Annotated in this window: 22 protein-coding genes; 13 read left to right on the top strand and 9 right to left on the bottom strand. The window is 58.4% G+C overall.

What is annotated here, in order from left to right:
* The first annotated feature begins 104 nt into the window (after positions 1-104).
* The 3 genes from cysB (at position 105) to acnA (ending at position 4,554) form a co-directional block, all read left to right on the top strand.
* The gene (gene cysB, locus CE636_RS26445) at positions 105-1,079 is read left to right on the top strand and encodes an HTH-type transcriptional regulator CysB (RefSeq protein WP_004203875.1); all 975 of its coding nucleotides are present in this window, start codon (positions 105-107) and stop codon (positions 1,077-1,079) included.
* Positions 1,080-1,324: 245 nt separating this feature from the next.
* Positions 1,325-1,492 (top strand): YmiA family putative membrane protein, encoded by a 168-nt coding sequence (locus CE636_RS26450; RefSeq protein ID WP_017898677.1) that lies wholly within the window; start codon positions 1,325-1,327, stop codon positions 1,490-1,492.
* A gap of 389 nt (positions 1,493-1,881) precedes the next feature.
* Positions 1,882-4,554, top strand: coding sequence for an aconitate hydratase AcnA (gene acnA / locus CE636_RS26455; RefSeq protein ID WP_017898678.1), 2,673 nt, complete (start codon positions 1,882-1,884; stop codon positions 4,552-4,554).
* 47 nt (positions 4,555-4,601) lie between these two features.
* Here the strand turns inward: acnA and ribA are convergent, their stop codons facing one another.
* Entirely contained in the window at positions 4,602-5,204 is a 603-nt protein-coding gene (gene ribA, locus CE636_RS26460) for a GTP cyclohydrolase II (RefSeq protein WP_004203877.1), read from the bottom strand.
* 163 nt (positions 5,205-5,367) lie between these two features.
* On the opposite strand from ribA, the gene pgpB reads away from it, so the two are divergent.
* The 5 genes from pgpB (at position 5,368) to yciH (ending at position 9,010) form a co-directional block, all read left to right on the top strand.
* On the top strand, positions 5,368-6,135 hold the full coding sequence (pgpB, locus tag CE636_RS26465; protein ID WP_017898679.1) for a phosphatidylglycerophosphatase B: 768 nt from the start codon (positions 5,368-5,370) through the stop codon (positions 6,133-6,135).
* A 135-nt stretch (positions 6,136-6,270) separates the two neighbouring features.
* Positions 6,271-6,579: a LapA family protein gene (locus tag CE636_RS26470; protein ID WP_002901780.1), complete on the top strand. Its 309-nt coding sequence runs from the start codon at positions 6,271-6,273 to the stop codon at positions 6,577-6,579.
* A 6-nt stretch (positions 6,580-6,585) separates the two neighbouring features.
* Positions 6,586-7,755 (top strand): lipopolysaccharide assembly protein LapB, encoded by a 1,170-nt coding sequence (gene lapB, locus CE636_RS26475; RefSeq protein WP_004203879.1) that lies wholly within the window; start codon positions 6,586-6,588, stop codon positions 7,753-7,755.
* A gap of 191 nt (positions 7,756-7,946) precedes the next feature.
* On the top strand, positions 7,947-8,684 hold the full coding sequence (pyrF, locus tag CE636_RS26480) for an orotidine-5'-phosphate decarboxylase (RefSeq protein ID WP_017898680.1): 738 nt from the start codon (positions 7,947-7,949) through the stop codon (positions 8,682-8,684).
* Positions 8,684-9,010 (top strand): stress response translation initiation inhibitor YciH, encoded by a 327-nt coding sequence (gene yciH, locus CE636_RS26485; protein ID WP_004203881.1) that lies wholly within the window; start codon positions 8,684-8,686, stop codon positions 9,008-9,010. The genes pyrF and yciH overlap by 1 nt, the downstream gene beginning before the upstream one ends.
* A 129-nt stretch (positions 9,011-9,139) precedes the next feature.
* On the opposite strand, the gene osmB is transcribed toward yciH, so the two are convergent.
* From osmB to CE636_RS26520, 7 genes are all read right to left on the bottom strand, one after another.
* On the bottom strand, positions 9,140-9,358 hold the full coding sequence (gene osmB / locus CE636_RS26490) for an osmotically-inducible lipoprotein OsmB (protein ID WP_002901783.1): 219 nt from the start codon (positions 9,356-9,358) through the stop codon (positions 9,140-9,142).
* Positions 9,359-9,633: 275 nt separating this feature from the next.
* The gene (locus CE636_RS26495; protein ID WP_004203882.1) at positions 9,634-10,383 is read right to left on the bottom strand and encodes a DNA-binding transcriptional regulator YciT; all 750 of its coding nucleotides are present in this window, start codon (positions 10,381-10,383) and stop codon (positions 9,634-9,636) included.
* A gap of 73 nt (positions 10,384-10,456) precedes the next feature.
* Complete coding sequence (locus CE636_RS26500; protein ID WP_004203883.1) at positions 10,457-10,636, bottom strand: hypothetical protein; 180 nt, start codon at positions 10,634-10,636, stop codon at positions 10,457-10,459.
* A gap of 158 nt (positions 10,637-10,794) precedes the next feature.
* Positions 10,795-12,729: an exoribonuclease II gene (locus CE636_RS26505; RefSeq protein WP_004203886.1), complete on the bottom strand. Its 1,935-nt coding sequence runs from the start codon at positions 12,727-12,729 to the stop codon at positions 10,795-10,797.
* Positions 12,730-12,810: 81 nt separating this feature from the next.
* Entirely contained in the window at positions 12,811-13,968 is a 1,158-nt protein-coding gene (locus tag CE636_RS26510; RefSeq protein WP_004203887.1) for a CMD domain-containing protein, read from the bottom strand.
* A 188-nt stretch (positions 13,969-14,156) separates the two neighbouring features.
* The gene (gene fabI, locus CE636_RS26515; RefSeq protein WP_004203888.1) at positions 14,157-14,945 is read right to left on the bottom strand and encodes an enoyl-ACP reductase FabI; all 789 of its coding nucleotides are present in this window, start codon (positions 14,943-14,945) and stop codon (positions 14,157-14,159) included.
* 198 nt (positions 14,946-15,143) lie between these two features.
* Entirely contained in the window at positions 15,144-15,686 is a 543-nt protein-coding gene (locus tag CE636_RS26520; protein ID WP_004203889.1) for a HutD family protein, read from the bottom strand.
* Between the two features lie 209 nt (positions 15,687-15,895).
* Between CE636_RS26520 and CE636_RS26525 the strand changes: the two genes are divergently transcribed.
* The 5 genes from CE636_RS26525 to CE636_RS26545 are packed head-to-tail and all read left to right on the top strand — an operon-like array spanning position 15,896 to position 20,505.
* Complete coding sequence (locus CE636_RS26525; RefSeq protein WP_004203890.1) at positions 15,896-16,741, top strand: transporter substrate-binding domain-containing protein; 846 nt, start codon at positions 15,896-15,898, stop codon at positions 16,739-16,741.
* Between the two features lie 11 nt (positions 16,742-16,752).
* On the top strand, positions 16,753-17,472 hold the full coding sequence (locus CE636_RS26530; RefSeq protein ID WP_004203892.1) for an ABC transporter permease: 720 nt from the start codon (positions 16,753-16,755) through the stop codon (positions 17,470-17,472).
* 9 nt (positions 17,473-17,481) lie between these two features.
* On the top strand, positions 17,482-18,213 hold the full coding sequence (locus tag CE636_RS26535; protein ID WP_004203893.1) for an ABC transporter permease: 732 nt from the start codon (positions 17,482-17,484) through the stop codon (positions 18,211-18,213).
* Between the two features lies 1 nt (position 18,214).
* Positions 18,215-19,009, top strand: coding sequence for an ABC transporter ATP-binding protein (locus CE636_RS26540; protein ID WP_017900863.1), 795 nt, complete (start codon positions 18,215-18,217; stop codon positions 19,007-19,009).
* Entirely contained in the window at positions 19,006-20,505 is a 1,500-nt protein-coding gene (locus CE636_RS26545; RefSeq protein WP_017900864.1) for an HAL/PAL/TAL family ammonia-lyase, read from the top strand. The genes CE636_RS26540 and CE636_RS26545 overlap by 4 nt, the downstream gene beginning before the upstream one ends.
* 29 nt (positions 20,506-20,534) lie before the next feature.
* Here the strand turns inward: CE636_RS26545 and sapF are convergent, their stop codons facing one another.
* Positions 20,535-21,344: a putrescine export ABC transporter ATP-binding protein SapF gene (gene sapF, locus CE636_RS26550; protein WP_004203898.1), complete on the bottom strand. Its 810-nt coding sequence runs from the start codon at positions 21,342-21,344 to the stop codon at positions 20,535-20,537.
* Position 21,345: the final 1 nt, after the last annotated feature.

The raw sequence follows: 21,345 nt of genomic DNA on the forward strand, positions 1-21,345 counted from the left end.
GCCACTATGGCCAACTGCCGGGAGGCCTGGCCTTCACAGGCGACAAGTTGCCTGAACGTAAAGTGTATTAAGCGGCTTCATTTTACGCGCAAACGGATATCAGCATGAAACTACAACAGCTTCGCTACATCGTTGAGGTGGTTAACCATAACCTGAATGTTTCATCCACCGCCGAAGGGCTTTATACCTCCCAGCCAGGCATCAGTAAGCAGGTGCGTATGCTGGAAGATGAGCTCGGCATCCAGATCTTTGCCCGCAGCGGCAAGCATTTGACTCAGGTGACCCCTGCCGGGCAGGAGATCATCCGTATTGCCCGCGAGGTGTTGTCAAAAGTCGATGCCATCAAATCTGTCGCCGGGGAGCATACCTGGCCGGACAAGGGGTCGCTGTATGTGGCGACCACCCATACCCAGGCGCGCTATGCCTTGCCGGGGGTGATCAAGGGCTTTATTGAACGCTATCCGCGGGTGTCGCTGCATATGCATCAGGGTTCGCCAACCCAGATCGCTGAAGCCGTGTCGAAAGGCAACGCCGACTTCGCTATTGCTACTGAAGCGCTGCATCTGTATGACGATTTGGTGATGCTGCCATGCTATCACTGGAACCGGTCGATCGTGGTGACGCCGGAGCATCCTCTGGCCTCCAGGGGCTCGGTGTCAATAGAAGAGCTGGCGCAGTATCCGCTGGTAACCTATACCTTTGGCTTCACCGGCCGTTCGGAACTGGATACCGCGTTTAACCGTGCGGGCCTGACGCCGCGCATTGTCTTTACCGCCACCGATGCCGATGTCATCAAAACCTATGTTCGCCTGGGACTCGGGGTAGGGGTGATTGCCAGTATGGCGGTGGATCCGGTCTCCGATCCGGACCTGGTGAAGCTGGATGCGAACGGTATCTTCAGCCACAGCACCACTAAAATAGGCTTCCGCCGTAGCACTTTCTTACGAAGCTACATGTATGATTTTATTCAACGTTTTGCACCCCATTTGACCCGGGATGTGGTGGATACCGCGGTGGCCTTGCGGTCGAATGAAGATATTGAAGCGATGTTCAAAGATATAAAACTACCGGAAAAATAACCCTGTAAAAAATAATGGCATTCCCTGTGGGGAGTGCCATTAACTAGCATGGTCTTTATTTAACAACTTAAACCTCGAACCAATCACAAAATTAATAATTTCTCGCAACACGTTTGTCATTATGCCCACCGCGATCAAATAACCGGTTAAATATATTCCATCAGACCTAATTTAGCTGGATTAATCTTTTATCCATAATTAAGATTTATCTGTACCTGATGATTTGAGCAATTGGTGGTGACAATATGATAAGTAATCTCGATTACATGAAACTGGCGATGTCATACGAAAATGACAAAACCGAAATCGATCCCGTTCTGCGTAGTCGCGTATGGGGCGTAGTGTTGGTAGGGCTGGCGATGTTCTGGAGTATCATCGCGCTCACCATCTGCAACATCTGGATTGTCAGCTAAAGCTGTAGGTCATCGTTGTAGATACATGTCATTTTTATGACAGTGAAAGGAAACTGTAATATAAAATCAGTGACCGGCAATACAGGGAGAATATATTTTGCCGTGGGATTCATCCAACCTGAAATCAATCACAAGAGCTAATCAGCCAACAGGCAATGATTAGCTCTTTTTTTGTCCTCGTGTACTAATACAATATCGCTTAAACGACTCCTCTGCACTATTTTGGTGCTATTTCCTCTGCGCTCTGATAATTGCCTTTTTATCCCTCTCCGTCCTATCGCATTTAGCAATTTGGGTTGTTATCAAAGTGTTATGCCCAGCATGTGTTATCTTTAATGGAGACCCTGAGGAGAATCGGGGTATGCCATCCCTGAGATAAAGGAGGAGCTATGTCGTCAACCCTACGAGAAGCCAGTAAGGACACGCTGCAGGTCAATGAGAAAACCTGGCATTACTACAGTCTGCCGCTGGCGGAGAAGCAGCTGGGCGATATCAGTCGACTGCCCAAGTCGCTGAAGGTGCTGATGGAGAACCTGTTGCGCTGGCAGGACGGTGACTCGGTAACTGAAGAAGATATTCGTGCCCTTGCCGGTTGGCTGAAAAAGGCCCATGCCGACCGGGAGATCGCCTACCGTCCGGCTCGCGTCCTGATGCAGGACTTTACCGGCGTGCCGGCGGTAGTGGATCTGGCCGCCATGCGCGAGGCGGTGAAACGCCTGGGCGGCGATACCGCGAAGGTGAACCCGCTTTCGCCGGTCGACCTGGTGATCGACCACTCGGTGACCGTCGACCGCTTCGGCGACGACGAGGCCTTCGAAGATAACGTCCGCCTGGAAATGGAGCGGAACCACGAACGCTACGCATTTTTGCGTTGGGGGCAGCAGGCCTTCAGCCGATTCAGCGTGGTGCCGCCGGGCACCGGGATTTGCCACCAGGTCAACCTGGAATATCTCGGACGGGCGGTGTGGAGCGAAGAGGTGAACGGAAAGTGGATGGCGTGGCCGGATACCCTGGTGGGCACCGACTCCCATACCACCATGATTAACGGGCTCGGCGTGCTGGGCTGGGGCGTGGGCGGGATTGAAGCGGAAGCCGCCATGCTCGGCCAGCCGGTGTCGATGCTGATCCCGGACGTGGTCGGCTTTAAGCTCAGCGGCAAATTGCGCGAAGGTATTACCGCTACTGACCTGGTGCTGACGGTCACCCAGATGCTGCGCCAGCACGGCGTGGTCGGAAAATTTGTCGAGTTCTACGGTGACGGTCTGGATACTTTGCCCCTGGCCGATCGCGCCACCATCGCCAATATGGCGCCAGAGTATGGCGCCACCTGCGGTTTCTTCCCGATCGATGACGTGACGCTCAGCTATATGCGTCTCAGCGGACGTAGCGAAGAACAGGTAGCGCTGGTGGAAGCCTATGCCAAAGCGCAGGGCATGTGGCGCCAGCCGGGCGATGAGCCGGTCTTTACCAGTACCCTGGCGCTGGATATGGGCAGCGTTGAAGCGAGCCTCGCCGGGCCGAAGCGGCCGCAGGATCGCGTGGCGCTCGGCGATGTGCCGAAAGCCTTTGCCGCCAGCGGCGAACTGGAGGTTAACCACCTTCAGCGTCAGCGCAAGCCGGTGGCGTATACGCTGAACGGGCATCACTATTCGCTGCCGGATGGCGCGGTGGCCATTGCGGCGATCACTTCCTGTACCAATACCTCCAACCCCAGCGTACTGATGGCCGCCGGCCTGCTGGCGAAAAAAGCCGTCGAACGCGGCCTGCAGCCGCAGCCGTGGGTGAAAGCTTCCCTGGCCCCTGGCTCGAAAGTGGTGTCAGATTATCTGGCCCATGCTGGCCTGACGCCTTACCTCGACCAGCTCGGCTTCAATCTGGTGGGGTATGGTTGTACCACCTGTATCGGTAACTCCGGTCCGCTGCCGGAACCGATTGAAGAAGCAATCAAAAAAGGCGACCTCACCGTCGGGGCGGTGCTCTCCGGCAACCGTAACTTCGAAGGGCGTATCCACCCGCTGGTGAAAACCAACTGGCTGGCCTCGCCGCCGCTGGTGGTCGCTTACGCGCTGGCGGGGAACATGAACATCGATCTCACCCGCGAGCCGCTGGGGCAGGGCAGCGACGGTGAGCCGGTCTATCTGAAAGATATCTGGCCGAGCGGGGAGGAGATTGCCCGGGCGGTGGAACAGGTCTCCACGGAGATGTTCCGCAAAGAGTACGCGGAAGTGTTTTCCGGCACTGAGGAGTGGAAGGCGATCAAGGTGGAGGCGTCAGATACCTACGACTGGCAGGAAGATTCGACCTACATTCGCCTGTCGCCGTTCTTTGACGAGATGGGCGTCGAGCCGCTGCCGGTGGAGGATATTCACGGCGCGCGGATCCTCGCCATGCTGGGCGATTCAGTGACCACTGACCACATTTCGCCGGCAGGAAGCATCAAAGCCGATAGTCCGGCAGGCCGCTATCTGCAGGAGCATGGGGTTGCCCGGCGCGACTTTAACTCCTACGGCTCCCGTCGCGGTAACCATGAGGTGATGATGCGCGGCACCTTCGCCAATATCCGCATCCGCAACGAAATGGTGCCGGGGGTGGAAGGGGGGATGACCCGCCATCTGCCGGACCGCGAACCGGTGGCGATATACGATGCGGCGATGCTATATAAAGCCGAGGGGATACCGCTGGCGGTGATTGCCGGTAAGGAGTATGGCTCGGGTTCCAGCCGCGACTGGGCGGCGAAGGGGCCGCGCCTGCTGGGGATCCGGGTAGTGATCGCCGAGTCCTTCGAACGTATTCACCGCTCCAACCTGATCGGGATGGGTATTCTGCCGCTGGAGTTCCCGCAGGGCGTCACCCGTAAAACGCTACAGTTGACCGGTGAAGAGCGGATTGATGTCAGTAATCTGCAGTCGCTACAGCCTGGCGCCACGGTGCCGGTGACCCTCACCCGCGCTGACGGCTCGCAGGAGGTGATCGCCTGCCGGTGCCGTATCGACACGGCGACCGAGCTCACCTACTACCGCAACGACGGCATCTTGCACTACGTCATCCGCAATATGCTGTAAAACGAAGGGCCAGCATCGCTGGCCCTCTCTTTACTCTGTCGCCGGTATTATTCCGCCGGCTTGCTGTTGAGCAGGTGGCCCATCTTGGCGGCTTTAGTGTCGAGATAATGGGCGTTTTTCGGGTTGCGTCCGACGATCAGCGGCACGCGCTCCACAATGTTAATCCCGGCTTCGCTGAGGATTTCCACTTTTTTCGGGTTATTGGTTAACAGTCGCACCTGCTCTACGTTGAGCAGTTTGAACATATCGGCGCACAGGGTGAAGTCGCGTTCATCGGCGGCGAAGCCAAGCTGATGGTTCGCTTCGACAGTGTCATACCCCTGATCCTGCAGCGCGTAGGCGCGGATCTTATTCAATAAACCAATGTTGCGACCTTCCTGACGATGATAGAGCAGGATCCCCCGGCCTTCTTCGGCGATATGCGACAGGGCCGCCTCCAGCTGAAAGCCGCAATCACAGCGCAGGCTAAACAGGGCATCGCCCGTCAGACACTCTGAATGAACGCGGGCGAGCACCGGCGCCTGCCCTGAGATATCGCCGTACACCAGCGCGACATGATCCTGTCCGGTTGCCAGTTCTTCAAAACCCACCATCAGGAAATCGCCCCAGGGGGTTGGCAGTTTGGCTTCTGCCACACGTTTAAGCTGCATGTGATTCTCCAGATTCTGTCAGCACCTGAATGTGCTTTCTGTTTACCGCTATTTTGCCACAACGCCGGGACGTTCTCCTAATCGCGAACGGTTAGCCGCGCGGAAAGCGCACAAACGATCTACTTTCCGCTATGATGTTCATCTACAAGGAGAAGGAGAGAAAATGCTGTTGATTGCCCGACGAACCGCTCTTGCGGCGGCGCTGCTGCTGGTCATGCCCCTCACGGTCTGGCTGTCTGGTTGGCTGTGGCAGCCAGGACTACCGGTGGCATGGCTGAAAAGCCTCTGGTGGGTGACGGAAACGGTGACCCAGCCGTGGGGAATCATCACCCATGTTGTGCTGTGCGCCTGGTTTCTCTGGTGCCTACGCTTTCGCCTGCGCGCGGCGCTGATCCTGTTCCTCATTCTTGCCGCCGCCATCCTGGTGGGACAGGGGGCCAAATCCTGGGTCAAGGCGCGGGTCCAGGAGCCGAGACCGTTTGTCATCTGGCTGGAAAACACAAGGCAGGTGCCGGTGACGCAATTCTACACGTTAAAGCGCAAAGAACGCGCTAAACTGGTGCATGAGCAGCTGGCGCAGGCGCAGGACATCCCGCCGTTTTTACGCAAACACTGGCAGAAAGAGACCGGGTTTGCATTCCCGTCAGGCCATACGATGTTCGCCGCCAGCTGGGCGCTGCTCGCTGCCGGGCTGTTGTGGCCGCGTCGGCGCTGGGGCACGATCGCGGTGCTGCTGGCGTGGGCGACGGCAGTGATGGGCAGTCGCCTGGCGCTCGGCATGCACTGGCCGCTGGATCTTATTGTCGCCACGCTGATTTCCTGGGTGCTGGTCACGGTGGCCTGCTGGCTGACGCAGCGTCTTTGCGGGCCGCTCTCGCCGCCGGGGGAAGAGGCGCAGGATATTAAAAAACGGATGCCTGAAGCGGAATAATGTTGATTTTAGCGGCATCCGACCGCATATCCTGTAGAGTTGCCGTGCTTTTTCATTCCACCGCTGCGGCGAAAATGATACTTTATAGGGCTGAAAGCGGGCTTTTTTCGCGCAACCCACAGAACGGGAAGTCATGTGAAATATTTACTCATTTTCTTACTGGTGTTAGCAATCTTCGTCATTTCAGTGACGCTGGGGGCGCAGAATGACCAACAGGTCACTTTCAACTATTTGCTCGCTCAGGGTGAATTCCGCATTTCGACGCTACTGGCGGTGCTGTTTGCCGCAGGCTTTGCCATCGGCTGGCTGATCTGCGGCCTGTTCTGGCTGCGGGTGCGCGTCTCGCTGGCGCGCGCGGAGCGGAAAATTAAGCGCCTTGAGCACCAGATTGCCCCTGTCAGCCCGGCGGCTGTCGACGCAGGCGTGCCTGCGGTGAAGGAATAACCTCTTATGCTGGAGTTGTTGTTTCTGCTTTTACCTGTTGCCGCCGCCTACGGCTGGTACATGGGGCGCAGAAGTGCACAACAGTCCAAACAGGACGACGCGAGCCGCCTGTCACGGGATTACGTGGCGGGGGTGAACTTCCTGCTTAGCAACCAGCAGGATAAAGCCGTCGATCTGTTCCTTGATATGCTGAAAGAGGATACCGGTACCGTTGAGGCCCACCTGACGCTCGGCAACCTGTTCCGCTCGCGCGGTGAGGTCGACCGCGCGATCCGTATCCACCAGAGTCTGATGGAAAGCGCATCGTTAACCTACGATCAGCGCCTGTTGGCCGTCCAGCAGCTGGGGCGCGACTATATGGCCGCCGGGCTGTATGACCGTGCGGAAGACATGTTCAAACAGCTGGTGGATGAGACTGATTTTCGCCTCGGCGCGCTGCAGCAACTGCTGCAGATCTACCAGGCGACCAGCGACTGGCAGTCGGCTATCGAGGTGGCTGAGCGGCTGGTGAAGCTGGGCAAAGAGAAGCATCGTGGCGAAATCGCCAACTTCTGGTGCGAACTGGCCCTGCAGCAGATGGCGGCCAACGATCTGGATAAGGCGATGGCGCTGTTGAAGAAAGGCGCCGCCGCGGACCGCAACAGCGCCCGGGTGTCGATCATGATGGGTCGGGTGTGGATGGAGAAGGGCGACTACGCCAAAGCGGTGGAAAGCCTCGAGCGGGTTATCGATCAGGATAAAGAGCTGGTGGGTGAGACGCTGGAGATGCTGCAGACCTGCTATCAGCAGCTCGGCAAAGCCGATGAATGGGAAGTTTTCCTGCGCCGCTGCGTGGAGGAGAACGCCGGAGCGACCGCCGAACTGATGCTGGCGCAGATCCTTGAGCAGCGGGAAGGCGTCGAAGCGGCGCAAAACTACGTCACCCGGCAGCTGGAACGCCACCCGACCATGCGCGTCTTCCATAAGCTGATGGACTACCATCTCAACGAAGCGGAAGAAGGGCGGGCGAAAGAAAGCCTTGGGGTGCTGCGAAACATGGTTGGTGAGCAGGTGCGCAGCAAACCGCGCTACCGTTGCCAGAAATGCGGCTTTACCGCTCATACTCTCTACTGGCATTGTCCGTCCTGCCGCTCCTGGGCGACCATCAAACCTATTCGCGGCCTCGACGGCCAGTAAGGTCAAAAAAAACCGACGCTTTAGTTACAACATACTTATCATTTCTTTCCCGTCGCCGTCTGCAGCCCCGGCATCACCGTCGTCCGCGCAGGGCAAAACAGCAGCCTGTTATTTTGTTAGCTTCACAGGTAGAATGCTGCCCGTTTACCTTTTTTGCGCCCTCTGGCGCCCATCAACACTAAGGTCTGGTCATGACGTCAACAGCTATCCCATCTTCCCGCGCTGTCACTTCCTCTCCCGTTGTGGTTGCACTTGACTATGATAATCGCGATAAAGCGCTGGCATTTGTCGACCGCATCGACCCGCGCGACTGCCGCCTGAAGGTGGGCAAAGAGATGTTCACTCTGCTGGGACCGCAGTTTGTCAGCGATCTGCATCAGCGTGGGTTTGAGGTGTTCCTGGACCTTAAGTTTCACGATATTCCCAACACCACCGCCCGCGCGGTGGCGGCGGCGGCCGAGCTTGGCGTATGGATGGTGAATGTCCATGCCTCCGGCGGTGCGCGGATGATGACCGCGGCACGCGAAGCGCTGCTGCCTTTTGGTCAAGACGCGCCGCTGCTCATCGCCGTCACCGTCCTTACCAGCATGGAGTCCAGCGATCTGCAGGATCTGGGCATTACCTTATCTCCGGCTGATTACGCGGCGAAGCTGGCGGCGCTGACCCAACGCTGCGGCCTCGACGGGGTGGTGTGTTCAGCTCAGGAGGCGGTACGCTTTAAGCATGAGCTGGGACAGGCGTTTAAGCTGGTCACCCCGGGTATCCGTCCGCAGGGCAGCGACGCTGGCGATCAGCGGCGGATTATGACGCCTGAGCAGGCTCAGGCGGCAGGGGTGGACTATATGGTCATTGGCCGCCCGGTTACCCAGTCGACCGATCCTGCCGCGACGCTGCGGGCGATCAACGATTCTCTGCGCAAGGGGGCATAATGAGCGATTCCAACAGCCGCCTGGTCTACTCCACCGAAACCGGGCGTATCGACGAGGCGAAACCGGCGCCGGTGCGCCCGAAAGGCGACGGCATAGTGCGGATCCAGCGCCAGACCAGCGGCCGCAAGGGCAAGGGCGTCTGTCTGATTAGCGGGATTGATGCCGACGATGCGGCACTCACTGCCCTGGCGGCAGAGCTGAAGAAGAAATGCGGCTGCGGCGGCGCGGTGAAAGAGGGTGTGATTGAGATCCAGGGCGACAAACGGGATTTACTTAAGGCGCTGCTAGAGGCGAAAGGGATGAAAGTGAAGTTAGCCGGCGGCTAATCGTTTTTTCAACCCTAATTAATGGCCAGGTGAAATAACAAGGCCGCGGTGAATGCCGCGGCCTTGAATGATTTAACGTGCGTAAGTCAATTCGTATGAATTATTCTTTTATTTCGTCAGGTAATTATATTATTTGCCGACCTGGTGACCAATAATACCACCGACTGCTGCGCCACCCAGGGTACCGAGTGCGCTACCGTCAGTTAACACCGCACCGCCGATGGCGCCGGCGCCTGCACCGATTGCAGTGTTACGATCGCGTTTAGACATGTTAGAGCAAGCGCTCAGAGACATTGCTACAGTGACAGCCAGAACAACAGCAGCCATTTTTTTGCTCGTTGAAGTCATCATTTTTTTCTCCTGAATAATCTATTCATGGATTACGGCGCTCCTTTAAGCATAGCCTGATAAAGCAGCTTTAGGGCAATTCCATGAAGTTAGGGTGCGCAGGTATCACGAAAATCACGCAGGTGATAGTCACTTCCTGTTATATCGCTAATAATAATTCTACTTTTTTTTAAATTTATCGTCAGGTAAAAAATCTTAATTACCGGCTCGGAATACTCTCAGAGCGTAATTTCGCCCCGTTCGGCGCGGTGGCAGGGCACGGGGCGGGTGGAATATCAGATGTACGGCACAATATCGACGGTCAGGCCGCTGCGCAACAACTGCTCACGGCAGTCGTTCGGCAGACGATCGTCGGTGATAACGCGATTAAAGCGGCCGGCTGGGCCAAGCGGATAGGGGTGCACCGCGCTGAATTTTGAGCTGTCGCTGAGGATAATCGCTTCGCAGTGCTTCTCCAGAACGGCGTTAACCACGTCCGCACGCATCATATCGCGGCCGGTAAAGCCGGTTTCCGCCTGCCAGCCATCGATCCCGATGAAGGCCTTACTGAAATGCACCTGTTGAATGAACTGGCGGGTCAGTGGGCCAACCATACTTTCACTGCGTTTCTGGTAAATCCCGCCCAGCAGGATCACCTCTCCCGGCGTCTCTTTCAGCAGATGGGCGATATAGCTGCTGACGGTGATGATGGTGATATCGCCGCGTTCAGCCAGGGTGCGCGCCAGCAGGGCGTTGCTGCTGCCGTTTTCGATAAATACCGTTTCGCCGGCATTCACCAGCGCCGCGGCGCGGCTGGCCAGTTCACGCTTAATGGCGAAATGGGTCATCATGCGGGTTTCGACATCTTCACTGTCCAATGGGACGGCGTAGCCATGGGTGCGGCGCAGATAGCTCTGCTTCTCCAGCAGGTTTAGATCCTGACGGATGGTGACCTCTGAGACACCGGTCATCTTCGCCAGATCGGCGACGCTCATGCGGCCTTTATCGATGACCACTTGCAAAATACTTTGTTGTCGGGCGTTCATAGCAACATCACTGTTAGGGGGCTATACGGCGAGCAACCGGTCAGCATCGCCGGTTGCGGCATGTGGGCGATAATCAGATTTCCCAGGGCGCTTTGGGTGGTTTGTTTTGCTCGGCGTCGTCTGCCGCCAGCGCCAGCAGTTCCGCTTTGAGGATTTCCAGATTATGGATCGCAGAGTGGTAATCACCGGCAACCAGAATATCCAGCACGGTATCGATACGTTGGGCGAGCAGGTGGGCATTCACATCTGACATGGCATTATCCTGGTAACAAAAACGAATGAAATCAATGATGCTAAAAATGGGTGAAAAAGAGAAGCGAAAAAAACGCACAACCTTAATCGTTGCGACGGAAATGACGGGACAGGGAGGAAAGAAGGAGCGGTTCCCGAAGGAACCGCTGTGAAGAGACGTCAGGCTGCCGGACGAGCAATGATGCTACGCGTTTCCATGCGGACTTCAGCGATAGTGACATCGATAACATCGGTCACTTTGTAGACCACTTCTCCCTTGATCTGCACGGTGCCGTTTTCCTGGCTGCAGACCAGTTCGTCGCGCACGGCGTGGAGGAACGGGGCCGGAATAAAGGCGACCGCGCCATTGTCCACCAGACGTACGCGCATTCCACCGCGGCTGATGTCGATGATCTCCGCCGCAAAGCGGGTGTCGGTACCGGCTTTATCGTTGAGGAAACGGGCATACAGCCAGTCGGCGACATCGCGTTCGGCCATGCGGTTGAGACGACGGCGCTCCGCCATCTGCACGGTGGCTTCATCCTGTGGGCGCGCAATGGTTTCGCCTTTGATGATGGCCTTCAGCAGACGGTGGTTGATCATGTCGCCATACTTACGGATCGGCGAGGTCCAGGTGGCGTAGGCCTCAAGACCAAGACCAAAGTGGGGGCCCGGCTCGGTGCTGATTTCAGCAAACGACTGGAAACGACGTATGCGGCTGTCGAGGAAACCGGTCGGCTGAGCGTCCAGTTCGCGGCGCAGCTTGCAGAAACCTTCCAGGGTGAGCACTTCCGTCGGATCAACGTGTACGTCGTGGGTCTTCAGCAGGGCCGCCAGCTGTTCGGTATTCGCCGGGTCGAAGCCGGTGTGGACGTTATAAACGCCGAAGCCAAGCTTGTCGCGCAGCACGCGGGCGGCACAGATGTTGGCGGCGATCATCGACTCTTCGACAATACGGTTGGCAATACGACGCGGCTCCGCGACGATGTCCAGCACTTCGCCTTTTTCGCCGAGGACGAAACGGTAATCCGGGCGGTCTTTAAACACCAGCGCGTGGGTCTGACGCCATTCGCTGCGGCGCTGACACACGTCCTTCAGCAGCGTAATTTGCTGCGCGATCGCCTCGCTGCCCGGCTGCCAGCTGCCGCGGCCTTCCAGCCAGTCAGAGACATCGTCATAGGCCAGCTTGGCTTTTGATTCGATGGTAGCGGCAAAGAACTCGATATTGTCTTCGATGGTGCCATCGGCCGCCAGGGTCATCCGGCAGGCCAACACCGGACGCACTTCATTGGCACGCAGGGAACACAGGTCGTCTGACAGTTCGCGCGGCAGCATCGGGATGTTGAAGCCCGGCAGATAGTTGGTAAAGGCGCGTACTTTTGCGGCGTTATCCAGCTTGCTGCCTTCGGCAATCCACGCGGTCGGGTCAGCGATCGCCACCGTCAGCAACAGTTTGCCGTCGGCGCCAGATTCGACATACAGCGCATCGTCCATATCTTCGGTACTGGCGCTGTCAATGGTGACGAAGTCGAGGGCGGTCAAATCGCGGCGAGTCAGCCCTTCGTCAAGCATCTCGGTGGCGACGCCGTCCGGTGCCTCTTTCTCAAGATTATGGCGCGCCAGCGTCACCCACCACGGGACGAAGTGATCGTCGCTGAAGGTAATGAACTGGGTCAGCTCCGCGTAAAATCCGCGGTCGCCTTTTAATGGATGACGGCGCATTTCTGCGACGGCCCAGTCACCCTGTTTGAAATCATGCTCAACGCCACGGGCGGCGCGGCAGGGAATGGCGTCTTTCAGCAGCGGATGGTCAGGAACGATAGCGAGGCGATCGTCTTTCTTCTGGACTTTACCGACGAAACGGGTCAGGAAGGGCTCAACCAGCGATTCCGGTTCGGCGCTTTCGCGTTCTTTTTCAGAATGGATCACCGCAACGATACGGTCTCCATGCATCACTTTTTTCATCTGCGGCGGCGGAATGAAGTAGCTCTTCTGAGCGTCCACTTCGAGGAAGCCAAAGCCCTTTTCCGTGCCCTTAACGACCCCTTCCGCACGCGGCGTCTGGGAATGCAGTTGCTGTTTAAGCTGCGCTAGCAGCGGGTTATCCTGAAACATAATTAGGTATTTTCGTGGCTAAAAGAGCGGCTGACATTTTTACGCGATTATGCCTGTCGCAGCAAGCGCTGTTTCAGCAATTTACGTCTGCTGACGCACATAGCCGAGGGCGATTTTCAGACGATTCATCCAGCCGCATAGTCCGCTCCAGGTTAACAGATCGATCGCCTGTTCCGCTGAGAGTCCATATTCGCCGAGGGGTGTTAACTGGGCGGCGCTAAACCGGTCCGGGGAGCGGGTTAACAACTGTACCGCGGTAACGAGCGCGCGCGACCGCGGATGCTGCCCAAGCCAGCGATGGAGAGCCTGATCGCCCTCGCGCAAATGGCTGCCGAACGCTTCTTCACCGTGCCAGTGGGAGAGCCAGGCGTCAAAACAGGTGGCGCTGCCATTGGTGCGCGCGGTGAGTAAGGCGACCTGCGGGCCAAAGGTACCGTTGCCGCTGAGCTGGCGTAACAGCGTCTCCAGAGGCGCCATCAGCTGCGGGTCGCAGGCCAGCAACGGAGCCAGCGGGCCCAGGCCGGGCAGTGACTGCCAGCTGGCGATACGCCGCTGGCGCTCGTCATCGGCATACTGCAGATCGGGATCCTCAATGTCGGTTACCCACTCTCCTGGTGGGTTGACGAACAGGTCGGCGGGCGCCTCCTCTTGCTGCGGCATACCGGGGATCCAGCGCACCGGGAAGCCCTGGGCCGCCTGCAGCACGGCAATCGCCCGCGCCTGGAAGCCGACGAAACCGATAATCTGGTTGATCAGGATAATATCCCGACTGGTCAGGCCCACTTCGTCCAGCTGGCTGCGGGAAAGGGCGTTAATGACGGAGGGTGAACCGGCGAGCTGACGAGCGTATTGGGTGATCTGCGCCAGACGACGGTTGCTCTCGCGCGAAGAGTCGGGCCCCGGCAGGGGCGCCAGGCGGGCGGCATAGTGGTTACACAGCCGCTGGACGCCGTAGACCTGGGCGACGGTGAGCGCAGTGCTCAGGCGATCGTAGGCGGTAAAGGTTTGCAGGCGGCTCACCGCCACCTGGTCGGGAAACAGCCGCTCGGCCAGCTGGCGCGCGGGGCGTAGCCAGCCTGCGTGGGCGTGTAGCCAGGCGTCCGGCAGCGTCAGGTCCAGCAAAAAGCGGTCTTCAACATGGGCGGCTTCAGGGACGAGCGGCAGGACATCCACCGGGCAGATTGTTGACTGGGTTTCGTGATACCAGTGGTTTTTGCCATTCACGCGGCGTGGCTCCATGGGCTTTCCTTGTTCGGTATGTGGCGAACCGCCGTTCCGCGGATCGTTTATGCAGAACTATCCTGGCGTAACCCGGAAGCAGGAGAAAATATTGATACGTGCTAACAAATAGCCGATTGGAATAACAGGGGGGGCACAAGGCCTGGGAAGGGAGAGCCCTCCTCACCGGGGCGAGGAGGGTAAGGAACTTATTTCAGTTCCAGCTCGTTCATGGCGGCGATGCTGAACCCGCCATCAACGTGAACGACTTCACCGGAGATACCCGCAGACAGGTTGGAGCACAGGAAGGCTGCGCTGTTACCCACGTCTTCAATGGTGACGGTGCGACGGATCGGGGTGACCGCTTCGCAGTGCGCCAGCATTTTACGGAAATCTTTGATACCGGACGCGGCCAGGGTACGGATCGGACCGGCGGAGATAGCGTTGACGCGAACGCCTTCCGGACCCATCGCGTTCGCCATATAGCGCACGTTAGCTTCCAGAGAGGCTTTCGCCAGACCCATGACGTTGTAGTTCGGGATCGCGCGCTCGGCGCCCAGGTAGGAGAGCGTCAGCAGAGCAGAGCCCGGGTTCAGCATTGTGCGGCAGGCTTTGGCCATCGCCACGAAGCTGTAGGCGCTGATGTCGTGCGCGATTTTGAAACCTTCGCGGGTGACCGCGTTGACGTAGTCGCCGTCTAACTGGTCAGCCGGGGCATAACCGATAGAGTGGACGAAACCATCGAATTTTGGCCAGACTTTTTCCAGCTCGGTGAACAGCGCGGTGATGCTCTCGTCTTCAGCAACGTCGCACGGCAGCACAATGTCAGAACCCAGCGCGGCAGCAAACTCTTCAACGCGACCTTTCAGTTTTTCATTCTGATAGGTGAATGCCAGTTCCGCGCCTTCGCGGTGCATTGCCTGCGCAATACCGTAGGCGATGGACAGTTTGCTGGCGACGCCAGTGATCAAAATGCGCTTACCGGAAAGAAAACCCATAGCTTTAATCCTTATCGTTATTGCTTATTTTTACTTTAACAATCATAACGTTAACATTGTTATTTCAAAATAACTCAAATTTAGCCAGGAATTATATCCCACTGACGACCCCTTGTGTCACGATATTTTTCAGCCGGCCCGCGCCGCGCGGGGCAAAAGCCGATCGTGATGGCTCAAGTATACCCTTTTCTCAGCTGATTATTTGAGCGCAATCGTTGCCAGCAGGAGGCGCCCATCGGCACCGAGAGGCCGCAGCTCGCCCGGGGCGTTGCCGCGCCAGCAGAGACCGCTGCCGGCGGCGCAGCGCCGCCCGGCCAGATCCCACTCCCCCTGCAGCACATAAGCGACGCCTTCGGTGGCCGCTCGCTGCCGGTCGCTCACCACTTCAACCTTCGCTGAGGCTCGACCCCGCTGGGTCATGACATTGAAGTCCAGTCCAGGCTCAACGATCCCGACGCTGGACAGCACGCACTCGCCGGGGAATGCCCACGGCTGCCAGAGCGCCAGCGGATGGTCGATCTCCTCCCCGCGCAGCCGTAGCGGTCGCCCCGCCAGCAAGACGATCGTCCGGTCGACCCCGGGGAAGGGGGAGAAAGGGCCATCGGCCTGCAGGGTGGCAATGCTCGCGCGCCAGAGAAAAGGGGCATCTACGGAAGGAACGGCGATAATTTCGCGCGTGGCGCCGGCACCGTTCTTCCACGGCGTGACGGGTAAAGTAGCGTAATCAAAATACGTGATCATAGTTTGCTCGGCGGAAATCTGGAGTGGATAGTATTTGTTACACGCTTGTCTCAATGTGCTTACAAATTATTTACAACAGGGCTCACAAATCCATCATTGAGCGCGTGTGCGGGTTTGTCAATGCTTGTATATACATGAGCAGTCATCTGCGAATTATCTTATCGCCGTGACCAGAGCCATCATGACAAAACGCGATCGGGAGAATGAAAATGCAACAGCGTATTACTTTCCGCCAGGCCTGCCTGGTCACCCTGTTTTCGGGGCTACTGCTGTCTGGTGGCTCAACATACGCTAAAGAGTGGAAATCGATCACCATCGCTACGGAAGGCGGCTATGAGCCCTGGAATTTGACGCTTCCCGGAGGGAAACTCAGCGGCTTCGAGCCCGAGCTAATGGCGAATTTATGCCAGCGAATGCAGATCGAATGCAAACTGGTGGTGCAGAACTGGGATGGCATGATTGCCGGACTTAACGCCGGAAAATATGACGTGATCATGGATGCTATCGTCGTCACCCCAGAGCGTTCGAAGGTCGTGGCGTTTACCCAGGCATACGCTGCCACGCCGGCCTCTTTCATTGCGGTAAAAGGGTCGCTGCTACCGCCGTCCCCGGCGGTCAAACTTCATGATGATGAGAAAGAGATTCAGGCGGCGATTGCGCCTCTGCGCGCGGCGTTGAAAGGGAAAACCATCGGCATCGCTTCCGGCACCGTCTACACCCCGTTTATTGATAAGTATTTCAAGGATATCGCTGACGTCCGGGAATATAACAACTCAGCGGATGCGATCCTCGACCTGCAGGCTGAGCGCATCGATGCGGTGTTTGATGATATTACCTTTGCCAACACCACCCTGTCGCGTCCGGAGAATAGCAATCTGGCATTGAGCGGTCCGCTGATGAGCGGCCCAATCTGGGGAGGCGGTGAGGCGATGGGTGTGCGCCTTACCGATACCGATCTCAAAGCGAAACTGGATAGCGCCATTCAGGCGGCGCTGGCCGATGGGACGGTAAAAAAACTGAGTGAGAAATGGTTTAAAAGCGACGTGACTCCCTGAGCGAGGCAACCATGTTAAATCTTCTGAGTTTGGGTGAAAACGGGTGGGGGACGCTGATCCTCAGCGCAACGCTGACCACGTTGCTGCTGTCGCTTGCAGCGCTGGCCGTCGGTGCGGGCGTGGGCGGCGTCATCGCCGCCGCGAAATTGTCCCGGCACGCGCCAGCGCGCTGGTTCGGCGCCGCCTGGTCGGTGGTATTCCGCGGTATCCCTGAATTACTGGTGATCTATCTGTTCTATTTTGGCGGCTCAGGGATGATTTCATGGCTGGGTCGCCTGTTTGGCGCAGACGGCTTTATTGAGGTGCCGCCATTTCTGATTGGCGCCCTGGCGATTGGTTTGATCTCCTCCTCGTATCAGGCGGAAGTCTACCGTGCTGCTCGCCTGGCGTTGATGCCCGGTGAAGTGGAGGCAGCTACCGCCATTGGCATGCCGCGCTGGCGGATCCTGCAGCGCATCCTGCTGCCGCAGATTGTCCGTTATTCGCTGCCGGGGTTGTCCAACGTCTGGCAGATGAGCCTCAAAGATTCGGCGCTGGTATCAGTGACCGGGATGGTTGAATTGATGCGCGCCAGCCAGATTGCCGCTGGCTCTACCCGCGATTATTTCCTGTTCTATCTCATCGGCGGCGGTTGCTATTTGATCCTGACGCTGCTCTCTAACCGCGCGTTTACCCGGGCGGAGAGCCATCTGAACCGCGCCTGGCTGCGTCGCAGCGCCGCGCAGGCGTAAGGAGCCCGTATGATTATCGATTTTGCCTTCCTCGGTGAGACGTTGTTGAAGCTCGGCGCGGCGCTGCCGGTGACGCTGGGGCTCTTTATCTGCTCTTTTATGCTTGGCGGCGTGCTGGCCCTTGGCGTTCTGGCGCTGCGAATGAGCCGCTGGCCGCTGGCAAGCGGCTTCGCCAAAGGCTATATCCTGATCTTTCGCGGCTCGCCATTGCTGATCCAGTTGTTTCTCATTTATTACGGGCTGGGTCAGTTTGGGGTGATCCGCCACAGTTTCCTGTGGCCGCTGCTGCGCGAACCCTTCATCTGCGCCGTTCTGGCGCTGGCGCTCTGTACGGCGGCCTATACCGCGGAAATTCTGCGCGGCGGGTTGCTGGCGATACCGCCGGGTCAGATTGAAGCCGGCCAGGCTTGCGGTATGTCGCGCTGGCTGCTGCTGCGGCGGATCATTGCCCCGGTGATGCTGCGCTATGCGCTACCAGCCTACTCCACGGAGGCCATTTTGTTGGTCAAGTCGACGGCGCTGGCAAGCCTGGTGACCGTCTGGGACGTCACGGGGGTGGCCCAACAGATTATTCAGCGTACCTACCGGACGATGGAGGTATTTCTCTGCGCGGCGGCCATCTACCTGCTGCTCAATTTCATCATTGTGCAATTATACGCCCTGCTTGAACGGCGTTTAACCCCCCATACCAGGCCAAATCCGGCGACCGTGTCGCTCAAGCCGATAACCAAAGGAGAGTAAGATGCTCGATTCACGTCCGGTGACCTTATCGGTCAGCGATATTCATAAGTCCTTTGGCTCCCTGGATGTCCTGAAGGGGATCACCATCCAGGCGCAGCAGGGCGATGTTATTTCGATCCTTGGCGCCAGCGGCTCCGGTAAAAGTACGCTGCTGCGCTGCATTAACCTGCTGGAAACGCCCGATGCCGGAGTGGTCAGCGTCGGCGGGGAGACGATTGAAATGAAACACCACGCTCGCGGGCATCGGCTGGCGGCGAATCCCCGGCAGATAGAGCGCCTGCGCTCGCGGCTGGGGATGGTCTTCCAAAGTTTTAACCTGTGGTCGCATATGACGGTCCTGCAGAATGTCATTGAGGGGCCGCATTATGTGCTCAAACGCGATAAACGGACCTGCATTGAACAGGCCGAGCAGCTGCTGGAGCGGGTGGGGATGTTGAACCGAAAGGATTTTTATCCGGCGCAGCTCTCCGGCGGCCAGCAGCAGCGCGTGGCGATAGCCCGCGCGCTGGCGATGGAGCCGGACGTCATGCTCTTTGATGAACCCACCTCAGCGCTGGATCCTGAACTGGTCGGCGAGGTGCTAAAGGTGATGCGCAGCCTGGCGGAGGAGGGACGGACGATGCTGGTGGTCACCCACGAGCTGGGATTCGCCCGCCATGTCTCCAACCGGGTGGTCTTTATGCACCAGGGGACGATTGACTGCGACGGCGCGCCTGAGGCGCTGTTTGGCAGCCAGGGATCCGCGCGCTTTAAGCAATTTATCTCCAGCCATCAACAGCCAGGACAGGTCGTATGAAAATGATCCAGTGGGGCGATGCGCCGATACGCTGGCAGGAGGTGGCTTGCGTCGCCCGGGGCGAGGCGACCTTGAGCCTCAGCGACAGCGCCTGGGCGCGTATCGCGCAAGGACGGGCGATCGTCCAGCATATCGTTAAAGCCGGCCAGGTAGCCTATGGGATCAATACCGGGCTGGGGGCGCTGTGCAATATTACGCTGCCGGAAGCACAGCTGCACCAGCTGTCGCGCAATACGTTGCTCAGCCATGCCTGCGGGGTGGGACCGTTGCTGGAGGTCGCCCCAACCCGGGCAATTATGTGCGCCGCGGTGGCCAATTTCAGCCACGGTAAATCCGGGATCTCCGCCGGGATAGTGCAGCAACTGTTGGCGTTTTTGCAGCATGGCGTCACCCCTCAGGTGCCCTCCCAGGGGTCAGTTGGCTATTTAACGCATATGGCGCATATTGGCCTGGCCCTGATGGGGGTTGGCGATGTGCTGTGGCAGGGGCGAACGTGGCCTGCGGCAGAGGTCCTGTCGCAGCTGAATCTGCAGCCCATCGCGCCGGGAGCGAAAGAGGGGCTGAGTCTGGTCAACGGTACGCCGTGCATGACCGGTCTGGCCTGTCTGGCGTTAGACGACGCCGAGCGCTTAATGGACTGGGCCGATGTAACCGGCGCGATGAGCTTTGAAGCGCTGCGCGGCCAGCTTGTGGCATTCGATGCCGAGATCCTGGCGCTGAAAGCCAGCCCCGGTATCCAGACCAGCGGCCAGCGGCTGCGTGAGCTGCTGGCGGACAGCCCTCTGCTGGCCGAAAGTCAAGGACTTCGCACCCAGGATGCGCTAAGCCTTCGCTCGATGCCTCAGGTGCATGGCGCCTGCCGCGATCAGTTTAGCCACGCGCAGACGCAGATAAATATCGAACTCAACGCCTGTACCGATAATCCGCTGATCCTGGGGACCGTTGAGCAGTGGCGGGTGGTCTCCCAGGCGCATCCGCACGGCGAATCAGTGGCAATGGCCTGCGATTTGCTGGCCATTGCCATGGCAGAGCTGGGCGCTATCGCTGAACGACGCCTTGACCGGCTGGTGAATCCTCTGGTGAGCGGGCTGCCGGCGTTCCTGGTCGCCCGACCGGGCGTGAATTCAGGGATGATGATTGCCCAGTACGTCGCCGCGTCGTTGTGCGCGGAAAACAAGCAGCTGGCGCAGCCAGCGGTGCTGGATAATTTTGTTACCTCGGCGTTGCAGGAGGATCATTTAAGTCTGGGCACCAGCGCTGCGCTGAAACTGCAGCGCCTGCTGGGCAACCTCTATCAGATCCTCGGCATCGAATATTTACTCGCTGCCCAGGGGCTCGATTTTCACGAGCCGCAGAAGCTGGCCGCGGGCACGCGCCGGGCGCGAGACCTGCTGCGCGAAAGCGTGCCTGGCTGGGAGGACGATCGTTGGCTGGCGCCGGACATTGCCAGCGCGGTGGCCATCCTTAAGCGAACCGCTGGCCACGAGCCGGCGTGAGGTCAGCGGGCGAGGTGAATGAGACGACGCTATTTGCCGTCTTTGCGCCAGGCGTCGGCGGTGAGAGCCTCACCGAAATGGCCGGCAATCAGACGTCGGGTCAGGTCGTGCAGCGGTGAGGCCAGCACATCGGCGGTGCTGCCGCGCTCAACCACTTCCCCGTTATGCATCACCAGCACCTGATCGCTGATGTGCTTCATCATGCCCAGGTGCTGGGTGACATAGATGTAGGAGATGCCCTGTTTCTCCTGCAGCTCCAGCATCAGGTTGATGAGCTGGGAGCGCATCGACATATCCAGCGAGGCCAGCGCCTCATCGCAGACGATGACCTTCGGGCGCAGGATCAGCGCCCGGGCGAGGCCAAGACGCTGCTTCTGACCCGGGGCCAGCATATGGGGATAGTAGCTGACGTGGTCCGGAAGCAGGCCGACCATGCGCAGGGTGTCGATGATCTGCTTCTGTCGCGCTTCGGCGTCGAGATCGGTATTCAGCCGCAGCGGAAAATCGAGGATCTGCGAGATGCGCTGGCGCGGGTTTAGCGACGTCGACGGATCCTGAAAGATCATGCGAATTTTCTGGCTGCGGTAGGAGTAATCCCCGAAGGTCAACGGATGGTCGTCGATCAGCACCTCGCCGCTGGTGGGCTCCACCATGCCCGCCAGCATCTTCGCGAGGGTGGATTTTCCGGAGCCATTCTCGCCGATAATCGCCAGCGTCTGCCGTTCGCGCAGGGTAAAACTCAGCGGCTTAACCGCCTCCACCGTCTGGCGGTGAAACCAGCCGGTGCGGTAGCGAAAGGTCTTACTGAGTTGGCGCACTTCCAGCAATGTTTCGACCATT

This window comes from Klebsiella sp. LY, assembly GCF_004010915.1.
Lineage (GTDB): Bacteria > Pseudomonadota > Gammaproteobacteria > Enterobacterales > Enterobacteriaceae > Klebsiella > Klebsiella quasipneumoniae.